22 protein-coding genes, 1 pseudogene and 1 riboswitch are annotated in these 25,811 nt (G+C 66.2%); of the genes and pseudogenes, 15 read left to right on the forward strand and 8 right to left on the reverse strand.

Annotation, left to right across the window (positions count from 1 at the left end; genetic code table 11):
- The first annotated feature begins 162 nt into the window (after nt 1–162).
- Nucleotides 163–897 (forward strand): lytic transglycosylase domain-containing protein, encoded by a 735-nt coding sequence (locus QFZ33_RS01540; protein ID WP_307024214.1) that lies wholly within the window; start codon nt 163–165, stop codon nt 895–897.
- A gap of 206 nt (nt 898–1,103) precedes the next feature.
- Here the strand turns inward: QFZ33_RS01540 and QFZ33_RS01550 are convergent.
- From QFZ33_RS01550 to QFZ33_RS01560, 3 genes and pseudogenes are all read right to left on the reverse strand, one after another.
- Nucleotides 1,104–2,407 (reverse strand): annotated as a pseudogene (locus QFZ33_RS01550) (APC family permease).
- Between the two features lie 321 nt (nt 2,408–2,728).
- Complete coding sequence (locus QFZ33_RS01555) at nt 2,729–3,610, reverse strand: helix-turn-helix transcriptional regulator (protein ID WP_307024222.1); 882 nt, start codon at nt 3,608–3,610, stop codon at nt 2,729–2,731.
- A gap of 108 nt (nt 3,611–3,718) precedes the next feature.
- Entirely contained in the window at nt 3,719–4,390 is a 672-nt protein-coding gene (locus tag QFZ33_RS01560) for a DNA alkylation repair protein (protein WP_307024224.1), read from the reverse strand.
- A gap of 218 nt (nt 4,391–4,608) precedes the next feature.
- Here QFZ33_RS01560 and QFZ33_RS01565 point away from each other — a divergent pair, with 218 nt between their 5' ends.
- From QFZ33_RS01565 to QFZ33_RS01590, 6 genes are all read left to right on the forward strand, one after another.
- Nucleotides 4,609–6,765 carry an amylo-alpha-1,6-glucosidase gene (locus QFZ33_RS01565; RefSeq protein WP_307024226.1) on the forward strand — a complete coding sequence of 719 codons (2,157 nt, stop codon included), beginning with the start codon at nt 4,609–4,611 and terminating at the stop codon, nt 6,763–6,765.
- Nucleotides 6,766–6,922: 157 nt separating this feature from the next.
- Nucleotides 6,923–7,207 (forward strand): hypothetical protein, encoded by a 285-nt coding sequence (locus QFZ33_RS01570; RefSeq protein ID WP_214847520.1) that lies wholly within the window; start codon nt 6,923–6,925, stop codon nt 7,205–7,207.
- A gap of 161 nt (nt 7,208–7,368) precedes the next feature.
- Entirely contained in the window at nt 7,369–7,653 is a 285-nt protein-coding gene (locus QFZ33_RS01575) for a hypothetical protein (protein ID WP_307024230.1), read from the forward strand.
- Nucleotides 7,654–7,730: 77 nt separating this feature from the next.
- Complete coding sequence (locus QFZ33_RS01580) at nt 7,731–7,961, forward strand: hypothetical protein (protein ID WP_307024232.1); 231 nt, start codon at nt 7,731–7,733, stop codon at nt 7,959–7,961.
- A gap of 373 nt (nt 7,962–8,334) precedes the next feature.
- Nucleotides 8,335–9,696 (forward strand): hemolysin family protein, encoded by a 1,362-nt coding sequence (locus QFZ33_RS01585; protein ID WP_307024234.1) that lies wholly within the window; start codon nt 8,335–8,337, stop codon nt 9,694–9,696.
- On the forward strand, nt 9,689–10,732 hold the full coding sequence (locus QFZ33_RS01590) for a hemolysin family protein (RefSeq protein ID WP_307024236.1): 1,044 nt from the start codon (nt 9,689–9,691) through the stop codon (nt 10,730–10,732). The genes QFZ33_RS01585 and QFZ33_RS01590 overlap by 8 nt, the downstream gene beginning before the upstream one ends.
- Before the next feature lie 107 nt (nt 10,733–10,839).
- Here QFZ33_RS01590 and QFZ33_RS01595 read toward each other — a convergent pair whose 3' ends face one another.
- The gene (locus tag QFZ33_RS01595; protein ID WP_307024238.1) at nt 10,840–13,128 is read right to left on the reverse strand and encodes a fibronectin type III domain-containing protein; all 2,289 of its coding nucleotides are present in this window, start codon (nt 13,126–13,128) and stop codon (nt 10,840–10,842) included.
- Between the two features lie 348 nt (nt 13,129–13,476).
- Nucleotides 13,477–13,875, reverse strand: coding sequence for a DUF5997 family protein (locus QFZ33_RS01600; protein ID WP_307024240.1), 399 nt, complete (start codon nt 13,873–13,875; stop codon nt 13,477–13,479).
- 79 nt (nt 13,876–13,954) lie between these two features.
- Between QFZ33_RS01600 and QFZ33_RS01605 the strand changes: the two genes are divergently transcribed.
- On the forward strand, nt 13,955–14,698 hold the full coding sequence (locus QFZ33_RS01605) for a LysR family transcriptional regulator substrate-binding protein (RefSeq protein WP_307024242.1): 744 nt from the start codon (nt 13,955–13,957) through the stop codon (nt 14,696–14,698).
- Nucleotides 14,699–14,747: 49 nt separating this feature from the next.
- On the opposite strand, the gene QFZ33_RS01610 is transcribed toward QFZ33_RS01605, so the two are convergent.
- Complete coding sequence (locus tag QFZ33_RS01610; protein ID WP_307024244.1) at nt 14,748–14,945, reverse strand: hypothetical protein; 198 nt, start codon at nt 14,943–14,945, stop codon at nt 14,748–14,750.
- A 287-nt stretch (nt 14,946–15,232) separates the two neighbouring features.
- On the opposite strand from QFZ33_RS01610, the gene QFZ33_RS01615 reads away from it, so the two are divergent.
- The 6 genes from QFZ33_RS01615 (at nt 15,233) to QFZ33_RS01640 (ending at nt 22,179) form a co-directional block, all read left to right on the forward strand.
- Nucleotides 15,233–17,041, forward strand: a complete 1,809-nt coding sequence (locus tag QFZ33_RS01615) for a multicopper oxidase family protein (protein ID WP_307024246.1) — start codon at nt 15,233–15,235, stop codon at nt 17,039–17,041.
- A 1-nt stretch (nt 17,042) separates the two neighbouring features.
- Nucleotides 17,043–17,888, forward strand: coding sequence for a hypothetical protein (locus tag QFZ33_RS01620; RefSeq protein WP_307024249.1), 846 nt, complete (start codon nt 17,043–17,045; stop codon nt 17,886–17,888).
- Between the two features lie 60 nt (nt 17,889–17,948).
- Nucleotides 17,949–18,581, forward strand: a complete 633-nt coding sequence (locus QFZ33_RS01625; RefSeq protein ID WP_307024252.1) for a LacI family DNA-binding transcriptional regulator — start codon at nt 17,949–17,951, stop codon at nt 18,579–18,581.
- Nucleotides 18,582–18,951: 370 nt separating this feature from the next.
- Nucleotides 18,952–19,860, forward strand: a complete 909-nt coding sequence (locus QFZ33_RS01630) for an ABC transporter ATP-binding protein (protein WP_307024253.1) — start codon at nt 18,952–18,954, stop codon at nt 19,858–19,860.
- Complete coding sequence (locus QFZ33_RS01635) at nt 19,860–20,774, forward strand: ABC transporter permease (RefSeq protein WP_307024255.1); 915 nt, start codon at nt 19,860–19,862, stop codon at nt 20,772–20,774. Before QFZ33_RS01630 ends, QFZ33_RS01635 begins: the two co-directional genes overlap by 1 nt.
- 31 nt (nt 20,775–20,805) lie before the next feature.
- Entirely contained in the window at nt 20,806–22,179 is a 1,374-nt protein-coding gene (locus tag QFZ33_RS01640) for an LLM class flavin-dependent oxidoreductase (protein WP_307024256.1), read from the forward strand.
- Here the strand turns inward: QFZ33_RS01640 and QFZ33_RS01645 are convergent.
- Complete coding sequence (locus QFZ33_RS01645; protein WP_307024259.1) at nt 22,176–23,213, reverse strand: bile acid:sodium symporter family protein; 1,038 nt, start codon at nt 23,211–23,213, stop codon at nt 22,176–22,178. The genes QFZ33_RS01640 and QFZ33_RS01645 overlap by 4 nt on opposite strands.
- A gap of 156 nt (nt 23,214–23,369) precedes the next feature.
- On the opposite strand from QFZ33_RS01645, the gene QFZ33_RS01650 reads away from it, so the two are divergent.
- Nucleotides 23,370–24,509 carry a GGDEF domain-containing protein gene (locus QFZ33_RS01650; protein WP_307024261.1) on the forward strand — a complete coding sequence of 380 codons (1,140 nt, stop codon included), beginning with the start codon at nt 23,370–23,372 and terminating at the stop codon, nt 24,507–24,509.
- Nucleotides 24,510–24,732: 223 nt separating this feature from the next.
- On the opposite strand, the gene QFZ33_RS01655 is transcribed toward QFZ33_RS01650, so the two are convergent.
- The gene (locus tag QFZ33_RS01655; protein WP_307024263.1) at nt 24,733–25,476 is read right to left on the reverse strand and encodes an NlpC/P60 family protein; all 744 of its coding nucleotides are present in this window, start codon (nt 25,474–25,476) and stop codon (nt 24,733–24,735) included.
- A gap of 3 nt (nt 25,477–25,479) precedes the next feature.
- A riboswitch (cyclic di-AMP (ydaO/yuaA leader) is annotated at nt 25,480–25,644 on the reverse strand.
- Between the last annotated feature and the right edge of the window lie 167 nt (nt 25,645–25,811).

Below are 25,811 nucleotides of genomic sequence, written 5' to 3' on the forward strand. Positions count from 1 at the left end.
GCGAGGCCAAAAGTTTGTCAATACATTTGTGCAGCGCAAGCGTGCTGTTGGAGTCTTCCAGGAGAGTCATTAGTCCTGCACTCAGTATCAGCGCAACAGGCGTGTGACGCCGTTGTGTGCCGGGTGGGCAAATCGCGGGCGTCCGCCGGGTTAGGCTGTTCCGTGCTTCGTCTGAAACGCCTCGCGGTCCTCAGCCTTTTCGCGTTCTGCGCCATCACCGCGGGCGCCTTCTGGCTCCTGGGCAACGGAACGCCTGCGGCCCAACCGGCTCCGCCGCAGGCGGCGGGGAAGTTCGTGCCGCTGGCAAGTGGCAGTAAGCATGCCGTGAACATCACGAGGACCGTTGAGCCGGGCTGGTTGGCCCGGACCGCTGCGCAGACTGGAATTCCTGCACGGGCTCTTCGGGCGTACGTTGCCGCGGCCGGCATGGCGAATGCCGACGCGCCGGCGTGCGGGATCGGCTGGAACACGCTAGCCGCCGTCGGGTTTGTCGAATCCGCGCACGGCGCCCTCGGCGGAGGCCGCCTCACGGCTTCGGGAGACGTGAGCGGTCCGATCGTCGGCCCCGGCCTCAACGGCGACGGCTTCGCCGCCATTGCCGACACGGACGCCGGCGCGCTCGACGGCGACACCCGCTGGGACCGCGCCGTCGGACCCATGCAGTTCATTCCGTCCACGTGGAAGTTGGCGGGGCGGGACGCCAACGGCGACGGGGTGGCCGATCCGCACAATATCGACGACGCCGCCCTGAGTGCGGCGGGCTACCTGTGCGCCGGCGGCCGGGACCTCACCACCGATCAGGGCTGGACCGATGCCATCTGGTCCTACAACCAGTCCGAGGCCTACCTGGGGCAAGTGGGCGGGCAGGCTGCTGAGTACGCGGAGCAGGCGGGGTAGCCCGGCACGGAGCCGGCGCACACGGAGGGCCTGACACTGTCCGTGCCAGACCCTGCGTGGGCGTTGGACCCGGTACTTCTCAGACCCGCTGCGGGGAGCCGAGTTCCACGGGTTCCTCATCCATCAGGTAGGCGGATTCGGAGTGAGCTGCAATGTCGATGCCGCGGAGTTCGGCTGCTTCGTCAACGCGAAGTAGGTTCCCTCGGTCAGGCCTCCTCGAGCTGCAGATGTGGCGTTGGGCGGCGGAACCCGCGGGTGAGGCAGGCCAGGTAGACGAGACCCAGTGCTGCCCACGAGAGGCCAAGCGAGAACGAGAGCCCGCTTAGGCTGGTCCAGAGCCACAGTGTCAGCACGAAGCCGACTCCCGGGAGCAGGAGGTTGTGCAGCAGGCCCTTGGCTCCGCGGTTCTTCTGGTCGATGAAGTAGTGCTTGATGACGGACAGGTTGACCACCGAGAAGGCGACGAGGGCCCCGAAACTGATCAGCGAGGACACGGTCGTCAGGTCGAGGATCAGGGCGCCAGTAGCGATATTCCCGACGTGACGATGATCGGAACCACAGGCGTGCCCCACCGCGGATGAAGGCGGCCGAAGACCGCGGGCAGTACGCGGCCGCGGCCCATCGAGTAGATGATTCGCGAAACCGAGGCCTGCGAAGTCAGCGCCGACCCGAGGCTTCCGGCAATGTACGCGGCGGTGAAAAACGCGACCAGGATGTTACCGCCGGCGGCGCCTACCACTTCGATAGCCGCGGCGTCCGTGTTGGCAAAGGTGCCGACGGGAAGCAGGTGGTGACTGATATAGGCCAGCCCCAGGAAGATGAGCCCCGCGAGGACGGTGGTCAGCATGATGGCCCGCGGAATGCTCCGCCGCGGGTTCTTTGCCTCCTCCGCAAACGTTGAGACGGCATCAAATCCCAGGTAGGACAGGCACAGGACGGCGGACCCCGCCAAGATCGGTGAGAAGCCTTCGGCGCCGTCGACTCCGGCGAAGGGGGCAAGGAGGTCCAGCTTTCCCGCTCCCGAGACGGAGGCCCAGGCGAGTCCGACGAACAGCACAATGAAGAGAGCCTGGAGCCCCACCACCACGAAGTTTGCCCTGGCCACCGCCGTGATACCGAGGATGTTCAGTGCGGTCACGGCTGCGATGGATATGACCATGAACAGCCATGCCGGGACGGCCGGGAAGGCGGCATTGAGGTAGATGCCGATGAGCAGGTAGTTGATCATCGGCAGGAGCAGATAGTCCAGCAGCAGGGACCAGCCGGACATGAAGCCCAGACCGGCGCCGAATGACCTTGTGGCGTAGGTGTAGGCGGATCCTGCGAACGGAAAGGCCTGGGCCATCCGGCCGTAGGACCGGGCGGTGAAGAGCATGACCACCAGGGCGGCGGCGTAGGCCGCGGAGAGGCGCCCGCCCGTCAGTTCGACGACGATGCCGTAGGTGCTGAATATGGTGAGGGGCACCATGTAGACCAGGCCCAGTAGAACCAGGGAGGGCACGCCAAGCACCCGGCGTCAGCCGTTGCCCGTCCTTCCGGTCTCGCTGGCCGGCCGGCTCCCGTCGGTGGGGGTCTGCGTGTCAGAGGCTGAGCTCATGGGATTCCTAAGCGTTGAGGCCGCCGGCACCGGCGGCGGGAATGGCATGAGAACAAGCAGAAGCCCGCTCATGGACACCACAGGTGCAGGGAAGCGGTGGCAACGCCGTCAGTGCCACACCCCCGCCCGGGACGTCGGGGCTTACCCAATCCCGGTCCGTGGTGCCGGATATAAATGAATGAAGTTCATTTAGTAAAGCAGTGACGGGAATCACGGTCAAGGGGTGTGGGTGGATTAGGCCCGGCTGGCCGCCCTTGCCGTTTCCGCGATTCGCTCGGTCGCGGCCCACGACGCGAGCAGCCGGAGTGCTTCGTCGGACGGGCTGCCGGGGACTGCGGGGTAGACCGTGAGCGTGTGGCCGGGGTCGTCTTCGAGTTCCATGGCCGCGTACGTCAGTTCCAGGAGGCCGACGACGGGGTGGCGGAAGGTCTTGGTTCCGGAGTAGTGGCGGCGGACGTTGTGGGCTGCCCAGCGCGTGCGGAATTCGTTGCTGCGCATGGAGAGTTCACCCACGAGTTCGGCGATGCGCTTGTCATGCGGGTTGCGGCCGGCCTCGCGGCGGAGGATCGCGACGTTGACGTTCGCTGCCCGGTCCCAGTCGGGGTAGAAATTGTGGGAGAGCGGGTCCAGGAAGATGAATCTCGAGTGGTTCGCGGGGCGCGCTGTGCCGCGGTACATGTCGGAGTACATGGCGTAACCAAGGTCATTCGCGGCCACGATGTCCATCCGGTTGTTGGCGATGAACGCCGGGGCTCCGGTTATCGCATCGAGCAGGTACTGCATTGCTGGCTGCACGGTGGCGGGGGTGCTCTTGGTCCGGCTCCGGGATGTGGTGTTCGCTGCGCGGGCGAGGTCGTAGAGGTGGTCGTGCTCGGCCCGGTCCAGCTGCAGGGCCTGCGATATCGCGTCAAGGATGCTGTCGGAGGCGCCGCTGAGATTTCCGCGTTCGAGGCGGGTGTAGTACTCAACGCTGACGCCGGCGAGGCGTGCCACTTCTTCCCGGCGAAGGCCGGGAACACGCCGTCGGCCGCCAATCGGTTCCAGTCCTGCCTGCTCCGGAGTGATCCGGGAACGGCGGGAGACCAGGAACTCGCGTGCCTCGGTTCGGTTGTCCATCCTGTCAGGCTACGTCCATTCCAAAAGTGGAGGGAGGTCCGGCCATAACCCGTCTTGGCAGGGTACTCGGGGCCGACGATCTGAGTGAACCGGCTGCCATGGGCCACGTTAGGCCTCGCCGCGCCGGCTCACCATCTCATTGATCCAGATCGGCGCGAAAGGCGAGGTGCAGTTCGGCGGGGTCGGGTAATCCTTCACGACTTCCAGCCGTTCACCGATGTCAATGGCCCGGGCCCGGTGGTGTCCGTGCTCGATGCCGATCTGCGCCAGGGTGTGGTTCATGGCCCACTGCAACCGGTCCGGGGCGTCTTTCATTTCCGCCTCGATGGTGTCCAGCAGCCCTGGCAGGTCCAGGCCCTCGGGCTTCTTCGCGACCCGCTCCGTGGTCAGGGCCCAGCCAGCACTCGCGACCACCTGGTCCGGGTCGTCAGTCCAGGCGACGCGCAGATCTTCGGCATGCGGGCTTTTCTTCACCACGTAGTTCACCAGCCAGTCATGCACCTTGGGTGCGCGGGCCTGGCGCAGCATGGCGTCCAGTTCTTCAAGGTCGAAGGCCTTAGGCCGGCAGATCAGCAGCGCCAGCAACCGGGCGGCGGTGTCATCCGTGGCCCACAAGTCACGGGCCAGCTCGTGCTGCGTCTTCAGCCGCTTCGCGACCGCGCGCAACGCAGACAGGTTCACACCGTGGTCGTCGCCGCGCCTCTGGTTCGCCTCGCGCATTTTTGGATCGTCGAGCGCGGCCAGTTCGGTCATCACCGCGTCAATTGTTGCCTCGGCCATCATGCTCCTGCTCGCTGTGCCTTCGCTCGTATTGTACGGGCCATCGCGATAGCGCCCCGATCTGTTGGCGAAGGGTACTGAGCTGCGAAAGCGAGGGCTGGAATCACGCGGCGCACCGGCGTAGCGTCATTGAACGAGGGCCGGCCGTCGCAGCCGAGAGATTCCACGCGCGGGCAGCCCTCGGAGGTGGCGTTCAGGTCAATTCTGAAGGAGCCCGGATGGCTGGATGGAATGCTGACACTGCTGCAGGGTCGCCGGGGCCGGGCTCGGTCACTCTTGTGGAGGGCTCATCATTTTGCATCTCTGCGGCAAACGGCGATATCCACACCGAGTATCCCCACGGCGTTTTTGTCGAGGACACCCGAATACTGTCCTGCTGGCTGGTACTCATTAATGGCGCCCCACTGGAGCCGCTGGGGGCGAAGACGAAGGAACCCTACCGTGCCCTGTTTGTCGGCCGTGTCCCGCGCCCGGACGGACACGCGGACAGCCCATTGATCGTCGAACGCCTCCGTGAGGTGGGCGCCGGCATCCTGGAGCGGATCACTGTCCAAAATTACTCGGCGGCCATTGCCGAGTGCGTCCTTACCCTCCGGGTCGAGGTGGACTTCGCGGACCTCTTCGAGGTGAAAGAGGCCCGCATCCAGCGCCGCTGGAAAGAGTCCCGTGAAGCGCAAGACGACTCGCTAACCATCCGGGCCGCCTGGCAGGACGTCCGGAAAGGTGTAGTGGTAACGGCCGAGGGCGCAGACGTCGCCCCCGAGGGGTTGGCCTACCACTTCGCTATCCCACCGCACGCACAGTGGAGTACCACCATCAGCGTCGTCCCTTTCGACGGCGGAAGCGGCTCCGCCGCACGTTTCGTCCGGCCGAATGAAGGCGAGATATCGCCTCGCGACAGGCGCCACCAGGAGTGGGTGGCCAAGATTCCCGTGCTGAAAATGGGCAACCCTTCGATCGAGCGGACCCTCCGGCGCAGCTACGACGACCTTGGTGCGCTTCGGATTGAGGACCCCGACCATCCGGACCGGATCGTGGTGGCGGCTGGTGCCCCATGGTTCATGGCTTTGTTTGGCCGGGATTCGCTGTGGGCGTCCCTCATGGCTCTGCCTGTTGACCCGTCCCTGGCTTTCGGCACCATTCAGACTCTGGCGGATCGTCAGGGGCAGGTGGTGGATGTAATGAGCGAGGAGGAGCCGGGGAAGATCCTCCACGAGGTCAGGTTCGATCTCTCCAGCGGGCTGGCCTTGGGCGGAAAACAAGCCTACTTCGGCAGCGTCGATGCCACCCCGTTGTTTGTGGCCTTGTTCGGCGAAGTTAGCCGCTGGGGATTCGCCGCAGAAACCATCTCCAACCTGCTGCCCCATGTTGACCGGGCGCTGGACTGGATCCGCCACTATGGGGACAAGGACGGCGACGGGTTTGTCGAGTATGAGCGGCTCAACGACCAAGGGCTGATCAACCAAGGCTGGAAGGACTCCTGGGACGGCATCAATTTTGCCGATGGCAGGATGGCCGAGCCACCAATCGCTTTGTGCGAGGTGCAGGCCTACGTCTACAGCGCGTATATGGCGCGGTCGTGGTTAGCCCACGACGCCGGCGACTTGGCCTTGGCGGCTGAGTACCGGGAGCTGGGGGCGCAATTGAAGAAACAGTTCAACGAACGGTTCTGGCTGCCGGACCGCGGTTACTACGCCGTCGCCTTGGACGGCGACAAGCGCCCGGTCGACGCGTGCGCATCCAATATGGGGCAATGCCTCTTGTTTGGCATCGTTGACAAGGACAAGGCTGCATCGGTGGCCGACCGGCTGATGTCCCCTGAGATGTTCAGCGGTTGGGGCGTGCGGACGTTGGCCAGCGACATGGGCGCCTACAACCCAGCCAGCTACCACAATGGATCTGTTTGGCCCCACGACAACGCGATCATCGCGGCCGGGCTCCTCCGTTACGGCCTCGTCGAGCAGGCGCAGCGCATCTCCACCGCTCTGTTTGAGGCCGCGGAGTACTCCGAGGGTCGGTTGCCCGAGTTGTTCTGCGGATTCAGCCGGGAGCAATTCGACGAACCCATCCCCTACCCCACGGCATGCTCCCCGCAAGCATGGGCCGCAACCACCCCCATTCAACTGGTGAAAAGCCTGATGGGCTACTATGCCGACGTTGCCCGCGGCGGCCTGTGGCTGGATCCCGTGCTCCCAAAATCCTTTGGCGACCTGCATATCATCAACGCCCCCATGGCAAACTCCAAGATCACCATAGACATCTCCGATTCCATTGTGAGCGTTCAGGGATTACCCGAGGGCATGCTGTTCCACCACGGCATCCGGCCATGGGCTGCCGACCTGGCGCAACAGGCCAGAACCAATGGAAAGCTCTAGCCTCGCACTCGACCTGGGAAAGGAGCGAGCACAACTTCCGGGTTGCCCTTGTACCCGGGCGTGATTAGATCCCTACTTGTTGGAGGAGGCCACGCCACTTGGGAGCAGGAGCCAGCCGTGACGAGCAGTCTCCGTCGCGCCGAATCGGGGTAACAAGATGTTCGCAAGAGTCAGCACGTACCGTCCTGGGCCGGAAAGTACCGGTGCGCCCACCGACGACACCATCAGGCAGGTGCTTGATCTGCCGGGATGCCGCGGCCTCTATTATCTGTACGGGGCCGATAGCAAGTCACTATCCATCTCGCTTTGGGACGACGAGAAGGTCCTCGCGGACAGCCGGCAGGTAGCAGACAGGATCCGCTCTGAGACGAGCGCCGAACAGCATCTGCAGGTCCTTGGGGTCGAGGAGTTCGAAGTGCTTACGAGCGAGTTCAAGGATTAATGCCCGGCTTTTCGTCAGAGCAGCAGGAACACACCCGCCGCAACCAGCCACAGTGACCACGCCATGTAGGTAGCCGGCGTCAACGCCGCGGCCTCAGCAGCCCGCCGATCATGGACTATGGTCGAAGCAACACATCCCAGAAAGGCGGTCCCTGCCGGTCCATGAGTGCGCCCGGATACCTTGCGGCTTCGATACCCCCGAGAATGGCCATGGCCGGTTCCGCCGTGGCGATCCCCATCCTCGCTGTGCAGCAGATGAACGATGTGGGGATCGGGGGTGCGCTGGTGGCCGTGTCCCTCGGCCCGAGCGTCTTCGCTGCGCCGCTCGTCGGCGCCGCCCTCGACCGCGCCCGGCGCCCCGCCCTGCTCGTGGCCGCTTCCGGGGCGGCCTCGCCCTTCTACATGGGCGGGCTTTCCAGCTTCGTCGCCGACGTGATCCCCGACTGAAGTCGCATTCAGCACCCAGGATTTCACCGTGGCAGGCGGTCGCGGCCGGGCTGCACCGGATCTTCAGCCACCGCCCATTGGCCGTAGTCACCGCCGCCTCCACGCTGAGCCAGCTTGGCCAGGGCTGGCTGGCGATCGCCGCCATCGCCCTCTCGATTGGATGGATCGGATCACCCAGCGACGGCGCACTCGTGGTGACCTCCTTCGCCGTCGGCAGCCTGCTGGGTGCGCTGTGCGAGACAGTCCGTCCCACGCGTGCGCGGCCGTACGCCGTCATGATGGCCGGCTTCTTCGCACCGGCCTGCTGACAGTCGGCGCCGCCGTCGACATAGGAACGGCCTGGACGGTCGTCGCCATTGGCCTGTCCGGCGTCTTCACGGCGTCCACCGCCGCCGCGATGCTCTTTCTGCGCAACCATCTGAGCCCGCCGCACCTCAGGTCCCAAGTCTTTACCGTGGTCGGGATTGTCTGGTTCCCGTCCGCCGCGCTGATGGCCGCTTACCCCAGAAGCATCCAGGCGGCAGCGTAAGCGTCCCCGCCGGACGGGAAAGCGGTCGAAACAGGCCGCCAAGAAACACCCGATATAGTAGGGGGCACTATGGACGACCCTCCTTCACATATGCCCTGGCCCCTCACCCATTTGATCGGCACGCCGGTCAGCACGGGAGAGGGGCGCCCCCAATGAATGAATGGATCATGATCGGGATCGGCCTGATCCTGACAGTCGGCACCGGATTCTTCGTCGCATCCGAGTTTGCCCTGGTCAATCTTGACCGCAACGACCTGGAAGCGCGCCAGGCCCGGGGTGAGAAACGCCTCGCCCCCACCATCAAGGCCCTGAAGATCACCTCGACGCACCTTTCCGGTGCGCAGCTGGGCATCACCCTCACCACCCTCCTGACCGGATACACCTTTGAACCTGCCATCAGCAAGCTGCTGAGCGGTCCGCTGACTGCGGCCGGGTTCCTGGAAGGTCTCGTGCCCGGGGTGGGCGCCGTCGTCGCGATTTTCATCGCCACCATCTTCTCGATGGTGATCGGCGAGCTGGTTCCCAAGAACTTTGCCCTGGCCCTGCCGCTTGCCACCGCCAGGGTGGTGGTCCCGTTTCAAACCCTGTTCACCACGGTGTTCAAGCCCGTCATCCTGCTGTTCAACAACACGGCGAACGCCATCATCAGGTCCTTTGGCATCGAGCCCAAAGAGGAATTGTCCGGTGCCCGCAGCGCCGAGGAACTGAGTTCGCTAGTCCGCCGCTCCGCGCTCGAAGGTGTCCTTGACCTGGACCACGCCGCCCTGCTGCACCGGACGCTGCGCTTCTCCGAGCACAGTGCGGCGGATGTCATGACCCCGCGCGTGCGGATGACCGCCGTGAACACCGATGACACGGCCGAGCAGATTATCGCGCTGGCCACCGCCACCGGCTATTCGCGGTTCCCGGTCATCGGCCGGGACCGCGACGACGTGCTCGGCGTGCTCCACGTCAAGCAGGCCTTTGCCGTGCCCCTCGAGGAGCGCGCCCGCGTCCTCGCGGCGGATCTCATGATCGAACCGCTCATGGTCCCCGAGTCCATGGGCGTCGACTCCCTCCTGGTGCTGCTTCGCAAGCAGGGCCTCCAGGTGGCCATTGTCTCCGACGAGCACGGCGGAACGGCCGGCATCGTCACCCTGGAGGACCTGGTGGAGGAGATCGTCGGCGAGCTGGAGGATGAGCACGACCGTGCCCGCGTGGGCGTGGTCCGGACCGGACGGTCCATCACCTTCGATGCCTCGCTGCGCCCCGATGAGCTCCTGGACCGGACCGGCATTGCCGTGCCCGACGGCGAGGATTACGACACGGTGGCCGGTTACGTCGCGGACCGGCTCGACCGCATCCCGGAACTCGGCGACGAGGTGGCCATCGACGGCGGCATGCTCCGCGTGGAGCGGGTGGCCGGCACCCACGTTGGGCGCCTGAAATTCACGCCGGAGGAATGGGCAGAGCCACCCAAGAGCGCGCATGACAGGATTATCGACAGCCTCACACAGGAGCTGACCCATGAGTGAGTACCTTCCGGGCATCATCTGGCTCGCCGTCCTGCTGGTGGTCAACGGCTTCTTTGTCGGCGCCGAGTTCGCCGTCATCTCCGCCCGCCGGTCACAGATCGAGCCGATGGCGGAGGCGGGCAGCAAGGCCGCGAGAACCACCCTGTGGGCGATGGAGCATGCCACGCTCATGCTGGCCACCAGCCAGCTGGGCATCACGGTCTGCTCGCTGGTGATCCTGAACGTCTCCGAGCCGGCGATCCACCACCTGCTGGAGATCCCGCTGGGCTTGACCTCCCTGTCCGGGGAAGCGATCGGAGTCATCGCCTTCGTGGCGGCGCTGCTGCTGGTGACCTTTCTGCACGTGGTCCTCGGCGAGATGGTCCCCAAGAACATCTCGTTCTCGGTCCCCACCCGCGCAGCGCTGATCCTGGCCCCGCCGCTGGTGATGGTGGCACGCCTGTTCAAGCCGGTGATCTGGACCCTGAACGGCATCGCCAACTCCATCCTCCGCCTGTTCCGGGTGGAGCCCAAGGACGAGGCCACCAGCGCCTACACCCTGGACGAGGTGGCAAACATCGTGGAGCAGTCCACCAGGGAAGGCGTCCTGACCGATAACACCGGTGCCCTCACTGCGGCCTTCGAGTTCACCGAAAAGACCGTGGCCGACGTCGAGGTGCCCATCGCCGAGATGGTGCTGCTGCCGGCGTCTGCGACACCGGCAGACATCCAGCGGGCGGTGGCCGAGCACGGTTACTCCCGGTACATCCTGACCGACCACGACGGCGACCCCTCCGGTTACCTGCACCTGAAGGACGTCATGGACCTCACCACTGCGGAGAAGTTCAGCCGGCCCGTCCCGGAGAAGCGGATCCGCCGGCTGGCCTCGACCTTCCGCGGCAGTGACCTGGAGGATGCCCTGGCAACCATGCGCCGCACCGGCGCCCACGTGGCCAGGGTCTTCGACGAGCGGGGGAACACCACCGGTGTGCTGTTCCTCGAGGACATCATCGAGGAACTGGTGGGCGAGGTGCAGGACGCCACCAGCAGCTCCTAGGCCACACGGAAAACAAGCGAACCCCGAACACAACGAAGACCGAACACAACGAAGACCGGTGGCTGGCGGCTGATGCCGCCGGCCACCGGACTTCGGTGGTTTAGGACTTACTTGCTGGTTACCGCCTTCGGGCCTGCCGTGCCGCCGAGGGTTGATTCAACCCACACGGTGCCCGGGTTGGTGGTGCCGGCTGCTGCGTTGCGGAGCCGCAGGCTGTAGACGCCGCCCGTTTCCGGTGCCGCTGCCGCGGTGACGGCTGCCTGGCCCAGGAGCCTGCCCGTCGGCCCGCCGACCCGGAGGGTGATGGTTCCGCCGACCACCGAGCTGGTGCCGTCAATCCTGAGGTCGCCTGTCCTCCACTGGGCGACGCCGACGGTTACCCGGTCCGTCACGGGCACTACCTTGACGTCATCCGTCCGGGTGGTCGTGCCGACCTTGACCGTGAGCCGGAACGTGAGCGCGTTGTTCGTCATCGGGGTCCTGAAGACCGGGAGGCTGAACGTCGGCTTGAGCGTGGTGGCACCGGTGAGCGTGACCTTGTCCGGATCGGTTGGCCCGGTCAGGACCTGTGCCCACTGGTAGGTGGCGCCGGCGGTGGTGGAGCCTGTGCCGTCCAGGGTGACCGTGGTGGCCGTGGTGCGCCGGACAACGTTCTGGTCCGGTCCGGCGACCGCCACGACGGCGCCCTGCGCGGTGGCGGCGGCGGTCTTGGCTGATTCCGGTCCGGTGCCGTTGGCGTTGCTGGCCCTGATCGTGAACTGGTAAGCCGTGTCGCCCGCGAGTCCGTCATAGACGAGGGACGTTGCGGTGCCGGCTGCCGTCTTCGGAGCGCCGAACGCTGCGCCGTCAGCGGTGTAGGCCTGGAGGGTGTAGCCGGTGATCGTCAGGCCGGCAGCGCCCGGGTCCGGGGCCGTCCATGTCAGTGTTGCCGTGCCCTGGCCCACCACGGGTGCCCCTGAGAAGGTTGGAGCGGCGGGTACAGGATCGTTGGTGATCGTGAAGAGGGCCTCGCCGGGAGCCGAGACATTGCCGGAGGGGTCGAACGCCACGAACTTCAGGGTGGCCGTGGACGCAATCTCCATCGGAGCGGTGTACCGGATCGCTTTGTTAGAAAGCACGCCTCCAGCCAAAAGGGGGTCGGAACCATCGGTGGTGTAGTAGATGTCGCTGCCCGTCTCGCTGGCGGTCAGTGTGACCGTCTTGGCCACAGGCGAGGTAGCGCCGTTGGGGGTAGCGGAGACCGTTGGGGGTGTGGTGTCCGTCAGCGGGATGGCGTGCGCCGCGGGGAAAGACTCTCCGACGCCGCTGATGCCGACCACATAGACGTCGTATTCCTCGCTGGCCGAAAGGCCGGTGATGGTGGTGCCGGTTGCCGCCTGTCCGGAGAGGCGCTTGCCGATCTCCACCTGCTCGTTCGTGGTCACGGTTTTGCCGACTGCGACGGCGCGGTAGCCGGTGATGGCGGGGGTGCCGGGAATGGCTTCGGCCGGGGTCCAGTTCAGCTTCAGTCCGCCGGAAACCTTGGCGGCCGTGATGCCGGACGGAGCTGGAGGACCGGACTGCAGCGGGCCGTTGGGGCAGCCGCCCATGCCGGGGCCGCCCGGCTCGCCGTACTCGGCGATGGTCAGGCCCTGCCTATTGGCGTCGGCGTCTTCGAACTCCCAAGCCATGGCGCGTTCGCCGAGCCCGGCGTTCGCAGCAATTTCGGCGTTGGCGGCGTCGTCGAAGTTGTAGGTGGCGGTGAAGGTATCGCCGGTCACCACCAGGCTCGAGGAGTACCCGCCCTTGGGGGCCGGTGTGAGCGGGCCGGGGACGGCGCGGATGTCACGGCGTGCCACCGTGGTGTCCCGCAGCGCCGGCTCAATGATGCGCTGTTCCAGCTGGGCGGGGTTGACGCCCGCTCCGATGTGTCCCTTGACGGTGACGGTACTGCCGCTGAGTTCGGCGTCGCCCGTTGCATAGGTGTCCTGGACCGTCGTTTCGCCGCCGGCGGTTGCGCCGAACCTCATGGAGACGACGTCGCCGGGACGGATATCGGGGGTGACGGCAAGGCCGGTGCCGGCGCCCCAGCAGACACCGCCGGGGTGGTTGACCTCAAAGGCGACGCCACCGGCATCGACCGTTGACTCGGCGGAGCCAATGATCTTCCCGGCGCGCTTGACCTCGAGGGTGGCAGTCTCGCCGGCATGCCCCTCGTAGCCCTCAATGGAGACGAAGTCGCGGTCGGGGAAGACAACGATGTTGTCCGGGAAAGCAGGTACGGCCGCATTGGCGGCGGGAATGGCGAACATGGAGGTTGAGCAGATAACGGCCGAGACGGTGGCGAAGACTCCGGCCCTGCGGGCACCGGGAAGGCGAGAAGTGTGCGCTCCCGGCTCGCTGTGTGCTGATTTCATGATGACCTCATCGATCCGAGGTGCGCGACCTTCACGCACAATCACAGAATCAATAAGTCCCCTTGGGGAAACGCTGTGTGTTTTGGCTTGTCTAGACGGCCTGCGGCACCAGCCTGGCCGCACCTTTTGGGCCCCCACATGGAGGGGCGCGTGAGGGGAAGCGGGTGATTTGCCCGTGTCAGGGCTGGCATTCCCGGCGTCCAGCCATTTACGGGATGTGTACCCCGCAGAGGGGTGGAGACCCCCACCTGCCCCCACAGCAGGGGGCTCAGAATTCCGGTTTTCCCCAAGCGTGCGGCCGGAAATCTGGCCCCAGGCGGCGTTGGCAGGGGGACAGGGCAGGCAGGTTCAGCCCTGGCGGGCCTTCTTTGCTGCCTTGTTGGCGGCCTCTTCCTTGACCCGCTGCGCCTCGGTGCGGACGGCGGCCTGTGTGGCGCGCTCGGCGACCAGCCACGCGGGGGGAGCCTGCAGCAATGCGGTGATTTCCGCCGTCGTCAGCGCCTCTTCAACGCCGCCGCGGGCAAGGCCGCTGATGGAGATGTTGAGTTTCTGTGCGACCACCGGACGGGGGTGCGGGCCGTTGCGGCGCAGTTCGGCCAGCCACTCCGGCGGGTTGGAATGCAGCTCGGCGAACTCCGCGCGCGTGATGGTTGAATCCTGGAACTCCTGGGGCGTCGCAGGCAGGTAGATGCCAAGCTTCTTGGCAGCAGTGGCCGGCTTCATGGACTGGGAGTTAGCGGAGGTCATGTATTAAGGGTATCCGGCTGCGCCGCCTCCCCTGACCAAGAATGCCTGCAGTCAAGGATGTCCGCAGTACTGTGAAGGTGTGCCCGCTGAAGATGAACCCACACCTGACCAGGCCCTGCCTGAGTCCCCGCCGCGCGAGCTCCGCTTTGCCTACGTCGCCGGCGTGACGCCGGGGAAGTGGATCCGGCGCTGGGAGGAACGGATGCCGCACGTTCCCTTGCGTTCGTTCATGTCCGACGGCGGATCGCAGGTTTCGGTACTGAGCGACGGTTCGGCGGACCTGAGTTTTGTCCGCCTCCCGGTGGACCGCGAAGGCCTGAACGTCATCCCGCTGTACGAGGAACAGCCCGTGGTGGTGGCACCCAAGGGCCACGAAATCACCGTGTTCGAGGACGTGGCACTCGAGGATCTGGTGGAGGAAACCTTTCTCGACGCCGACGAACTGGGCGGGCCGGAAATGGCCCTCCAGGTGGTGGCTTCCGGCGCTGGCCTGCTGATTCTTCCCATGTCCGTGGCGCGGCATTTCAACACCAAGGACACCGTGGCCCGCCGCCTTACGGGGGCGCCGGGGACACAGATCGCGCTGGCCTGGCCCAGCGATGCCACGGACGAGGTCATTGAGGAGTTCATCGGAATTGTCCGCGGCCGCACCGCCCAGAGCTCCCGGCAGCCGTCCGCCCGGCAGGAGGAACCCAAAAAGGCACCCAAGCCGGACCGCCGTGGCACAGGAGCCGGCGCCAAGAAGCCGAAAGTCGCCCAGCGTTACGCACCCAACCCGGACAAGGGGCGGGGCCGCGGCTCGCGGAAAAAGGGCAAGAGGTAACTGCTGTTGCCAGCCGCTTGAACTGCGGCGTTCCTGCTGCCGTGCGTGTTCACCGTGATCCTTGATCAGCTCCCGTGCCCGGTCGCCTGCAGTCACGGAGGTGTGCCAGCAGGGCCCGTTCCGGGCTTCCGGGATTCTCGCCAAGATGCCGCAGCAGCGCCATACGGACGTCCATGTCCGTGCCCTCGTCACTGAGGACGTGGCTGATCACGCCCATGATCTGGCGCCGAAGACCTTCCTCCTGCATGGGACCACGCTCCTTTACTTCTGGTGGCAGTCTGCCGCCGGGCCGTTGGAAATAGCCGGGGGCCGGCCGGAGCTGCGGCGCCTGCGGCGGCCATACTTAGGGGGTCCCGCCCCCGCGGTTGGCTGCGGGAACCGATTTGAGGGTGGGGCCACCGGGTAGCCCGTGCTTTCCACAGGGACCCCTTGGCAAAGTGATGGGGTACCGACGGCGGCCCTCCCACCAATTCAGGTGGGACAGAACCCCGCGGACGCTGCTTCCCAAGGTTTTCTGGAGTCCCGCGGCGCACCATGACTGTGTTTCCACATGTGGCCAGCGCCAACGCCGTCGCTGAGGCCATCACAACCAGCTGGGAGGACGTCATGGCAACAACACGGAGGGACGTGTTGAAATTAAGCCTGTTGGGCGGCGCTGTCGCCGTCACTGCATCAACCGGAGGCCCGGCCCTCGCAGGTGTTCCGGGAAGTGTCTCCGGCCGCCGAGGTGCAGACGACAATGAGACAACGGTTGTCACGCCAAGCAAGCTCGCCCCGGCGAACATGCCGGTCCCGTTCACCACCGTCTTCCGGCGGCCGCCGGAACTGCTTCCCTACGCCACGGGCCGGGACCGCGACGGCACGCCGTTTGCGAAATATGCCCTGAATCAAAAACTGGGCAAGGCCCAGATCGCACGGGGGCTCAGCACTACCCTTGCGGGGTATAACGGCATTTTCCCGGGCCCCACCATCCGGGTGCAGCAGGGCACCCGGACGGAGCTGAGGATCAGCAACCGTCTGCCCGCGACGGGCCTGCTATATTCGAACACCTTCAACACGGTCACCCACCTGCATGGCTCGGCATCGCTGCCCCAGTACGACGGGTACGCGAATGACCGCACCGCGCCGGGCAGGGTGAAGAACTACCAATATCCAAACTGGCAGGCGGCGCGGACACTCTGGTACCACGACCACAACCACATGCTGACGGCGCAGGGCGTGTACTCGGGGCTCGCTTCCACCTACGCCATCACCAACGCGCTTGAGCGGGCGCAGTTGCCGCAGGGCGAGTTCGACGTGCCCATCCTGGTCTCGGACGTGATGCTGAACGCCGACGGGTCCCTTGGCTACAACGACAACGGCCACTCCGGGCTGTGGGGCGACATCATCATGGTCAACGGGGTGCCGTGGCCCACCATGAAGGTTAAGCCGCGGATTTACCGGTTCCGGTTCCTGGTTGGCTCGATCACCCGCTCCTACCGCTTTGCCCTGTCCAACGGCGACCCGTTCCACGTAGTTGGCACCGACGCCGGGATGACCCCGAAAGTGCAGGCGGTGTCGTCCTGGCGGCAGGGGACTGCCGAACGCTACGAGGTGCTGATCGACTTCCGGAAGTACAAGCCAGGCCAGTCAGTGGAGCTGCGGAACCTGAGCAACAAGAACAACGTGAACTTCGCCAACACCGGCAAGGTCATGAAGTTCCAGGTGGTGGCCGATTCCCCCGCCCAGCCCGGGTCCCGCACGATCAGCTCAATCCCCACCACGCTGGATCCCGGCCCGCACCCCACCAAGGCCCTCGGCGGCCTCGACACCATGGCACTGACCCCGGACATGGCCGTCGCCAAGAGGATCCTCCGGGTCCAGCGGAAGGGCGGGGAATGGACCATCAACGGTGAAACCTGGGACGACGTGGAAAAATCCAACTTCACCCGGTGCTTCGCCAACCCGCAGCGCAACCAGGTGGAGCAGTGGACCATCGTCAACGAGTCGGGCGGCTGGTTCCATCCCGTCCACATCCATTTGATCGACGGCAAGATCATTGGCCGCAACACCAACGGCGGCAAGCCGTTCGCCTGGGAAGGCGGGCCGAAGGACGTCTTCTACGCGGGCGAGAGCGAGTCGGTCACTGTCCTCATGCAGTTCGACACCGGCAAGCACCTTGGCGGCCGGTACATGGTCCACTGCCACAACCTCGTCCATGAGGACCACGACATGATGGTCCAGTTCTCCGTGGGCGACCTGCGGAACAACGACCCCATCAACGCCGACAAGCCCGTGCTGGAAACCCGGCCTGAGGGGTACTACGCCTCGAAGTACCAGCTGGCCTACCCGGCAGGGACGTGACATGAAACGGACGCTACTGATCGCACCCGCGGTGCTGCTGGCCTTCTCCCTGGCCGGCTGCACCGGCGGTGTCCAGGTGAGTCCGGCGGCCAGCCCCGCCGCCAACCCGGCACCCGCCCCGCCCGCAAGCAGCCCCGACGCCGCCGCGAATACCGCGGACCGGGTCCTCGCGCAGGCGGAGGAAGGGCAGGACCTGGGCAACGGGCGGCCCATCGTCAGCTACGACGGCCTCATGGTCCGGCGCAGGGTGGTGATCGCTGTGCATACTGGGCTGGACGCCGACGTCGCCGGCATCCGCAAGCGGCTGGACACGGCCGCCGCAGCACGGGGGACCGCCCTCTCCGCCATTTCGCCCGATGTGCTTGAACCGACTGTGCTGCAGCAGATGGTCCCCGAGGTCATCGTGGCTCTTCCGTCAACTGCCACTCCCGACGACGGACGCACCATTGTGCGGGCAGTTACCGAGGAGGACACCGGCAAACTTGGTGTGAAGAACTTCTATGTCCTGCCGGTCCTGGTGCATGACCTGCGCTTCAGCGTTGCCGCGGCGGACCCCGCCGCAACGTCGGCCGCTGTGGACCGGGAGGGCATCGTGTCCGACGCGCTTGGTAACTACAGCACCGTAGCGAGGGGCGGGCAGCTCAGCATCAGCTACACAGGCCCGCTCCTCGGCGATGACATCGTCGGGAGCGTCCGCGCGGGCATCAGCAGGCAGGCGCACGTTCCCACCGCCGACGTGGGCGTCGGACCCAGGTCCGCGTCCGGAACCGGCGTCAACATGGCCACCGAACCGCCCTGGGAGGCGGAACAGCTCGAAGGCCAGGCAATACATCCACACACGGAGTGATGCGCCACTTCCAAACCAGAAACTGCGCGGCGAGGAACGATAGGAGAAACAGTGAGGAGCATGTCCAGCCCCACCATCCGGGACGTCGCCGAACGGGCCGGGGTCTCACTGACGACGGTGTCCTACGTGCTGTCCGGCAGGAGCGGAGGCACCACCCGGATCAGCCCATCCACGCAGGAACGCGTGATGGCCGCCGCCGATGACCTTGGCTACGTACCCAACCAGGCGGCGCGGGGAATGCGCCGCGGCAGGACGGATCTGGTGGCCATCGCCATTGAGGACCTGGAATGGCCGGCGGACCGGGCGCTCGCCACGGCCGCCGCCGCAATACTTCCGCGTCACGGCTACCAGCCGGTGATCCTGCTCGGCCAGTCGTGGCGCAAGTTCATGCTGGCCGGCGGGGCCGACGGCGTCATCGTGGGCGTCCTCCCCACCTCTGAGGAGGAGCACCACGCCATCGCCGAGCTGGCCAGGCGGGGCATCGCGCAGGTGGTCATCGACGAATCGGTGCACGCCGAGCAGGCCGTCGCGCTGCTCATGGACCGAATGGCCGGGTACGCCCAGGCCGCCGGGCAAACGGCACCGTGGAAGCGTCTCAGCGCAAATGCCCTGTTTGGTGGCGGTGCTCTGCACCTGCTGAACGAGGTGATGTCCGCCGCCGGTGTTTTTGCGGAACAGATTCCGATCTTCTAGGAACCAAGTGAACCAGAACCGGGTGCCGGCAGCCGCGTAACAATCGAGCCTGGCCCCTGCCGTGTTCCGCGCAGCTCCTTGCAGCCGATGGACGGCGCCCGCACGTCATGGTCCGTAGCCCAGCCGCAACATCAGCCGCCGCCGCGGTCCGTTTCTGCAGCCATGCGTCATCCGATGTCCCCAGAAGACGCCCGCCATTACGGCCTGTTACCCCTCGAGTCGCTGCGCGTCCCGGAGCCGCCATCGGCGGCCCCGGCCGGCAGGTTACGCCCCGTTTCCCCTCGTGACCGTGCCCTTCAGGCGGTGGTCCATCTCTGCTCTCATGGTGGACACCGAACGCCTTGGACGACCTGCTGAAGGGAAGCACACCATGACCTCCGGAACCGGGCCGATACCGAAAATCAGCCTTCAAAACATCACCAAGAAGTTCACGGTGCGGCCCAGCAAGGACAATCCGGAAGGAGCGGTCCTGACCGCCCTGGACGGCATCTCCCTTGACGTCTCCGCAGGCGAATTCATCACCCTGGTGGGCCCCAGCGGCTCCGGCAAGACCACCCTGCTGGACCTCCTGGCCGGCCTAACCAAGCCGGACACCGGCCAGGTGCTGGTGGACGGCCGGGAAGTGGCGGGACCGGGCCGGGACCGCGCCGTCGTTTTCCAGCAGTATGCGCTGTTCCCCTGGCGCACGGCCGCTGCCAACGTGTCCTTCGGACTGGAAGGCGTGGGCAGCGACGGGAAGCGCTATAGCCGCAAGGAACGGGCCGAGAAGGCGCGCGAATACCTTGAGCTCGTAGGCCTCGGCGGCTTTGAAGACCGTTACCCCCACGAGCTGTCCGGCGGCATGAAGCAGCGGGTGGCCATCGCCCGCAGCCTCGCGTACGAGCCGGACATCCTGCTGATGGACGAACCGTTCGCCGCATTGGACGCCCAAACGCGCGAGCAGCTTCAGACCGAACTGCTCCGCATCTGGGCCACCACGGGCAAGACCATCATCTTCATCACCCACGGCATCGACGAGGCCGTGTACCTCGGCCAGCGCGTGGCCGTGCTCAGCTCCCGGCCGGGACGGCTGAAGGAAATCGTGGACATCGACCTCGGAGACCGCTCCGGTGACGAGGACGTCCGCTCCAGCCCGGCCTTCGTGGAACACCGGCACAAGGTTTGGTCGCTGCTGCATGACGAGGTACGCCGTGCCCAGGAAGCCGGCCACGCGAAGATCCAGCCCGACGGAACGGCGCCGGACGAAACCAGGACCATCACCACGGGAAAGGCAGCCTGATGAGCACGCCAACACTGACCAAGGAAACGGAACGGCAGACCGGTCCCGCGGCGGCCCGGGAGGCAACGACGGAGCGAAATCCGGCGCTGCGTCCGGGTCCCGGCACGCCACCGGCGGCCAGGCTGCGCCGGTACGCCGTGCAGGGCGGCAAAGCTGTGTGGGGCGCCGGTGCCATCATCCTGTTCCTGTTGCTCTGGGAACTGGGACCCACCTACCTTGCTCCGGCATCGACGAGAGTTTTCCTTCCACCCCTTCACGAAGTGCTCGAGGCGCTGGGCACACTCATCGGAAACGGCCAGCTGCAAAACCACCTCGCAGCCAGCCTGAGCCGGTCCGCCAGCGGCTTCGGCATCGCCGTCGTGACGGCCGTGGCCCTAGGCCTGCTCGTGGCCTGGTACGGCGCCCTTGACCGCTTCCTCAATCCGCTGCTGGAAGTCTTCAGGAACACGGCCGCGCTGGCCCTGCTCCCCGTGTTCACGCTGCTGCTCGGCATCGGGGAGACCTCAAAGATCAGCATCGTGGCCTACGCGGCATTCTTCCCGGTGCTGCTGAACACCATCGCCGGCGTCCGGACCGTTGACCCGCTGCTGATCCGGGCAGCCCGCTCACTGGGACTGTCCAACTTCCAGCTGTTCCAAAAAGTGATCCTTCCGTCCGCCGTGCCCACCATCTTCACGGGCATCCGGATGGCCGGCACGTCCTCCATCCTCGTCCTGATCGCCGCCGAGATGGTCGGTGCCAAGGCCGGACTGGGCTACCTGATCGTCAATTCCCAGATGAGCTTCCTCATCCCGGACATGTACGCGGGCATCCTGACCGTGTCCCTGCTCGGCCTGCTGGTCAACTACCTCCTGGTTGCCGTCGAACGCCACTTCTCCCGCTGGCGGACCGGCGTCGGATCCCGGACCGCCTGAACCGCCCGCTCCCAACCCAAGGAACCAGATCATGCCTGAACGCACCACTGCCAAAGCCGGCGGCGCACGCCAGCTCCACCTGAATGCCTTCCTGATGAGCACCGGACACCACGAGGCGTCCTGGCGGCTGCCCGAAAGCGACAGCTTCGCCGGAACGCAGGTGGCACACTTCCAGCAGCTCGCCCGTACCGCCGAACGCGGCACCTTCGACTCGATCTTCTTCGCCGACTCGCCCGTGCTGCACGGCGACGTGCGCCAGCGCCCCTATGGGACGCTCGAGCCCACGGTCCTGCTCAGTGCCATCGCTGCCGTGACCAAACGGATCGGGCTGATCGGCACCGCCTCCACCACCTACAACGATCCCTACAACCTGGCACGCAGGTTCGCCTCGCTGGACCACATCAGCGGCGGCCGGGCCGGCTGGAACGTGGTGACAACGGCCGGCGAGGCCGCGGCGCGGAACTTCTCGCTGGAGGACCAGCCCGCACACTGGCGCCGTTACGAGCGCGCCGCCGAGTTCCTGGACGCCGCCAGGAAGCTCTGGGACAGCTGGGAAGACGACGCCGCGGTGGGGGACAAGGCGGCCGGGGTCTGGGGGGACAGCTCACGCGTCCACGCCGTCAACCACACCGGCCGCTACTTCCGGATCCAGGGTCCCCTGGACGTGCCGCGTTCACCCCAGGGCCACCCGGTGATCGTGCAGGCCGGCTCTTCCGAAGACGGTAAGGACTTCGCCGCCCGCTACGCCGAGGCGGTGTTCACCGCGCAGCAGACACTGGCCGAGGCACAGCGCTTCTATGCCGAACTGAAGCGGAAGACGGCCGCCGTGGGCCGCAACCCGGAACACATCAAGATCCTGCCCGGCATTGTTCCGGTTATCGGCTCCACCGAGCACGAGGCGCGGCGGCTGGAGAAGCAGCTTGATGAGCTCATCCATCCTGAGCACGCACGGAAGCAGCTGGCCGGAGTCCTCCGGGTCTCGCCCGAATCCCTACCGCTTGATGCGCAACTGCCCGAGGACCTCCCCTCGGAGGATGCGATCGAAGGGGCCAAGAGCCGGTACACCTTGATCGTGGAGCTCGCCCGGCGCGAGCGGCTCACCGTCCGGCAGCTCATCGGCAGGCTCGGGGGCGGCCGCGGGCACCGCACCTTCTCCGGAACGCCCGAGCAGGTGGCGGATGCCATTCAGGAGTGGTTCGAGAAGGGCGCGGCCGACGGCTTCAACATCATGCCGCCGGTGCTGCCTTCGGGCCTGGACGCCTTCGTGGACCACGTCATCCCGATCTTGCGGTCCCGCGGACTGTTCCGCCAGCAGTACACGGGGCGCACGCTGCGTGAGCACTACGGGCTGCCGCGGCCCGCGAGCGGTTTTGCCCCTGCAGAGTCCGCTGAGCCGGCTGCTTAGGCTTCCCGCTGCTCCTGGAGGGGCTTCTGCTCCTGAAGCGGCCTCCGGGCCAGCCAGGCAGCGACGATTGCGCCTGAGATGTTGTGCCAGAGGGAAAACACGGCGGACGGCAGCGCGGCCAGCGGGGTGAAGTGGGCCGTGGCCAGCGTTGCCGCCAGGCCGGAGTTCTGCATGCCGACCTCGAACGCGAGTGCCCTGCGAGCCTTGTCGTCCAGGCGGCCGAGCTTGCCGGCCAGGTAGCCGAGCCCCAGGCCGAAGCCGTTGTGCAGCACCACGGCCAGGAACACAATGCCGCCTGCGGCCACGATCTTGCTGGCGCTTCCCGCCACTACGACCGCCACGATGAGGGAAATCACGACGGCGGAGGCCCAGGGGAGTGCCGGCAGCGCCTTCGCGACGAGCTTCTTGAGGAACAGCCGGGCCAGCAGGCCAGCGATCACCGGCAGCAGCACGGTCTTGACGATGTCCAGCACCATGGCGCCGGCATCGATGGTCAGGAAGGAACCGGCCAGGAACAACACCAGGACGGGCGTGACCACCGGGGCGATGAGCGTGGATACGCTGGCGACGGCGACGGAAAGGGCCACATCGCCCTTGGCCAGGAACGCCATCACGTTGGAGGCGGTGCCGGAGGGCGCGCAGCCCACGAGGATCAGACCAACTGCCAGCGAGGGCTCCAGATGTAGGAGGGTGGCGATCGCCCAGCCGGCCCCGGGCATGATCACGTAGTGGGCCACGATGCCCAGCACCACGGCCCAGGGCCTGCGGGCCACGGCCGCGAAGTCGGGCGGCGTCAGCGTCAGCCCCATGCAGAACATGATGATTCCCAGCAAGTACGGGACCGCCGGGCCGAGGGGTTTGAAGGCGCCGGGAAGCAGGAATCCGGCAACGCCGGCCGCGAGCACCAGGAGCGGGAAGACGGTCACTGCGACGCGGGCAATCCTGGCTTCCGCGGCGAGGGCCGGGTTCAGGGGTGCAGCGTCGGCCTCCGTGGCCGAGGGAGGGGTTACGGGGTCTTTTGTTGCCTCAAGCATTCAATAATGCTGGCACCGCCGGGGAGCGGTGGCCAGTTCGTGAACTGATGTCTGACAAATGTGTCGCGCCTCAGAAAGTTCCTCAGCGAAAGACCCGGTCCGGCTCGCCGTCGATGCGATACTGGATTGCACCGGATCGGGACTCAAGGGGACGGAATGATCCTAGACACGGCAACACTGCGGATCGCCTTTGCCGCGATGGCCCTGGTCCTGGCCCTGCTGTTCTACTTTTCCACGTTCCGCAGTACCCGCTCGCCGTACAGCGCGTGGTGGTGTGCCGCCCTGCTCCTGTTTCTCTCGGGATCGGCGTCGTTACTTCTCAACGGCACGCCCCAGCAGATCTGGGCCAACCCGCTGGGCAACGTCCTGCTGGTGTGCGGCGCGGCGAGCGTCTGGGCAGGGGCGCGCTCGCTGCGGAACCTGAAGCACAACTTGTGGCTCTCGGTTGCGCTGCCGGTCATTGCCGGCGCCGCCGCGGCACTGGACGCGCCGGCGTCCAACGTCTGGGCCGGGGGCGCGGTGTTCCTGGCGTCCATGGCCGTGCTGATTGGCTTGGCTTCGCACGAGCTGTGGCGGCTGGAGCCTGGCTATTCCCGGGTCCGGATCCCCATGGCCATAGCAGCGGGCGGGGTGGCGGTTTTCTATTTCTGCCGGCTGGTTGTATTCCTCATTCAGGGGCAGGATGGTCCCGTTTTTGTCACATATTTTGGATCGGCCGTGACCACCATGGTCACCATGGTGCTGCTGGTGGTGGTTTCCTTCAGCATGGCGGGGCTGAGCACCGAGCAGCAAACGCGGGCGCTGCGCACGGTCGCCACCCAGGACGGGCTCACTGGCCTGCTTAACCGCGGCGCCTTCCTGGAGGCGGCAGCCGAAGAACTGGAACGCAGCAAGGCCGCCAGCAGCGGCGGCTCGCTGATCCTCGCAGACCTGGACCACTTCAAGTCAGTAAACGACACCTTCGGCCACGCGGCGGGCGACCTTGCACTGCGGGCCTTTGCCCAGGCGTGCAGCGCGTCGGTTCGGTCCACGGACGTTGCCGGGCGCTACGGCGGCGAGGAGTTCATCCTCCTGCTTCCCGGTGCGGGCCCAAAGAGCGCGGAAATCATTGCGGGTGAAATCAGCAGGAGGCTGGCAGAGCAGCACATCCCTGAAGTGTTGCGGATGCCGACCGTCAGCTACGGCATTTCCACCTACAACGCGAAAACCGCTGACCTCGACGAGGTGATCGCGGCTGCCGACGTCGCTCTTTATGAAGCCAAATCACAGGGGCGGAACCGCACGGTCAGGGGCTGAAGCGGAGATGCGCGGAGCTTCTGCCTCTTAAGGCAGGCACCGGATCCGGAATGCATGGGGGACAATCCGGACCCGGCGATCCTGACTCGCAGCCGGAGTCTGCGGTCTTTCATCAGGCATAGCCAGTGTGTTCCCCCCTCCTTGTAGAAAAGTGGGAGCACCTTGGGGGTGGCCGTGTTCCGCCGCCCCCAAGGCAGCGGAACACGGCGGTTTCTCAGCTCTGTTAGGCCGCGCGCACGAATGTGACAGGACCAGTGGCCGTGAGCCAGGACAGCGGGTGGGCCATGGTGGCGTTGATGCCGTTCATGCCGCCGCTGATCACCTTGCCGCCGCCGGCGTAGATGGCCACGTGGCCGGACTGCACAATCATGTCACCGGGCTGCGGGGTGGAGACGACCCTGCCGTGGCTCAGGAACTGCATCGGCGCGAGGTCACCCACGCGGATGCCGGCGGCGCCGAGGGCCTTCTCCACCATGGCGGTGCAGTCCTGCGTGATGCCGATCTGGGCATAGGCGGACGCCAGCATCGTGGCATTGACGCCTGCAGCGGCCTTGACGGGCGCCTTAGGTGCGGGAGCCGCAGCCTTGATGGTGACCTTCGGTGCGGGTGCGGCTGGCGCGGCTGCAGCCTTGGCGGGCGCAGCAGCCGGGGCGGCAGTGACGGAGGCGGCAGGTGCCGTAGCCGTCTTGACCGCAGGCTTCGCGGCCGGCTTTTCGACGACGACGGGGGCCGCCACCACGGGAGCCGGGGCCGACTTGACGGCGGGGCGTTCAAACTCGATCTTGACGCTGGAAGCGGCACTGAGGGGAGTCTGAGTCTGGCCAGCCGTCGCGGGGGCGGCGGCGGGAGCCTGGGCCTGCTGGGCCGGAGCGTTAGCGGCATTGGCCGCGACGCTGCCGGTGAAGGCCAGGCCGGATGCTGCAAGGATGGCCGCAGCACGGCGGCCAGAAATAAAGCGGAACGACATGAAGAAGCCTCTCCCGATGCCTGCGAGGTGAGCTGTCGGATTCGGATGGGAGGCACCCGGCCGCGGTCCTGAGCGTGGTCAGGAACTGCGCGGCTTCACCCCAAGGCCCGCTTCAAGCAGGCCGAAAGTGGTTTCCCCGTCTCTGCCGGACATGGGTTTTCGATTGGTTCCTCGGGCTGCGGCAGAGTTAGGCAATCAGCGCGGGAGTGCCTCATCGGTGAAAAAGGCACGTTTTCCACCGTACGGGAGGCCTTCCTCAATGTCACATTAAGGTAACGGGGCCGTGTCGTTTATTTCCACTTGCCCCGCTTGAGGTAGGGGGCCGAGGGCTGATT

The sequence above is a fragment of the Arthrobacter globiformis genome, from assembly GCF_030815865.1.
In the GTDB taxonomy this organism is placed as follows: Bacteria; Actinomycetota; Actinomycetes; order Actinomycetales; family Micrococcaceae; genus Arthrobacter; species Arthrobacter globiformis_B.

What these genes read in the sequence shown, in the direction of transcription:
- QFZ33_RS01555 (WP_307024222.1), bottom strand. Translation starts at nt 3,610, where the DNA reads ATGGACAACCGAACCGAGGCACGCGAGTTCCTGGTCTCCCGCCGTTCC.
- QFZ33_RS01560 (WP_307024224.1), bottom strand. Translation starts at nt 4,390, where the DNA reads ATGGCCGAGGCAACAATTGACGCGGTGATGACCGAACTGGCCGCGCTC.
- QFZ33_RS01565 (WP_307024226.1), top strand. Translation starts at nt 4,609, where the DNA reads ATGGCTGGATGGAATGCTGACACTGCTGCAGGGTCGCCGGGGCCGGGC.
- QFZ33_RS01570 (WP_214847520.1), top strand. Translation starts at nt 6,923, where the DNA reads ATGTTCGCAAGAGTCAGCACGTACCGTCCTGGGCCGGAAAGTACCGGT.
- QFZ33_RS01575 (WP_307024230.1), top strand. Translation starts at nt 7,369, where the DNA reads ATGAGTGCGCCCGGATACCTTGCGGCTTCGATACCCCCGAGAATGGCC.
- QFZ33_RS01585 (WP_307024234.1), top strand. Translation starts at nt 8,335, where the DNA reads ATGAATGAATGGATCATGATCGGGATCGGCCTGATCCTGACAGTCGGC.
- QFZ33_RS01590 (WP_307024236.1), top strand. Translation starts at nt 9,689, where the DNA reads ATGAGTGAGTACCTTCCGGGCATCATCTGGCTCGCCGTCCTGCTGGTG.
- QFZ33_RS01595 (WP_307024238.1), bottom strand. Translation starts at nt 13,128, where the DNA reads ATGAAATCAGCACACAGCGAGCCGGGAGCGCACACTTCTCGCCTTCCC.
- QFZ33_RS01600 (WP_307024240.1), bottom strand. Translation starts at nt 13,875, where the DNA reads ATGACCTCCGCTAACTCCCAGTCCATGAAGCCGGCCACTGCTGCCAAG.
- QFZ33_RS01610 (WP_307024244.1), bottom strand. Translation starts at nt 14,945, where the DNA reads ATGCAGGAGGAAGGTCTTCGGCGCCAGATCATGGGCGTGATCAGCCAC.
- QFZ33_RS01615 (WP_307024246.1), top strand. Translation starts at nt 15,233, where the DNA reads ATGACTGTGTTTCCACATGTGGCCAGCGCCAACGCCGTCGCTGAGGCC.
- QFZ33_RS01620 (WP_307024249.1), top strand. Translation starts at nt 17,043, where the DNA reads ATGAAACGGACGCTACTGATCGCACCCGCGGTGCTGCTGGCCTTCTCC.
- QFZ33_RS01625 (WP_307024252.1), top strand. Translation starts at nt 17,949, where the DNA reads ATGTCCAGCCCCACCATCCGGGACGTCGCCGAACGGGCCGGGGTCTCA.
- QFZ33_RS01630 (WP_307024253.1), top strand. Translation starts at nt 18,952, where the DNA reads ATGACCTCCGGAACCGGGCCGATACCGAAAATCAGCCTTCAAAACATC.
- QFZ33_RS01635 (WP_307024255.1), top strand. Translation starts at nt 19,860, where the DNA reads ATGAGCACGCCAACACTGACCAAGGAAACGGAACGGCAGACCGGTCCC.
- QFZ33_RS01640 (WP_307024256.1), top strand. Translation starts at nt 20,806, where the DNA reads ATGCCTGAACGCACCACTGCCAAAGCCGGCGGCGCACGCCAGCTCCAC.
- QFZ33_RS01645 (WP_307024259.1), bottom strand. Translation starts at nt 23,213, where the DNA reads ATGCTTGAGGCAACAAAAGACCCCGTAACCCCTCCCTCGGCCACGGAG.
- QFZ33_RS01650 (WP_307024261.1), top strand. Translation starts at nt 23,370, where the DNA reads ATGATCCTAGACACGGCAACACTGCGGATCGCCTTTGCCGCGATGGCC.
- QFZ33_RS01655 (WP_307024263.1), bottom strand. Translation starts at nt 25,476, where the DNA reads ATGTCGTTCCGCTTTATTTCTGGCCGCCGTGCTGCGGCCATCCTTGCA.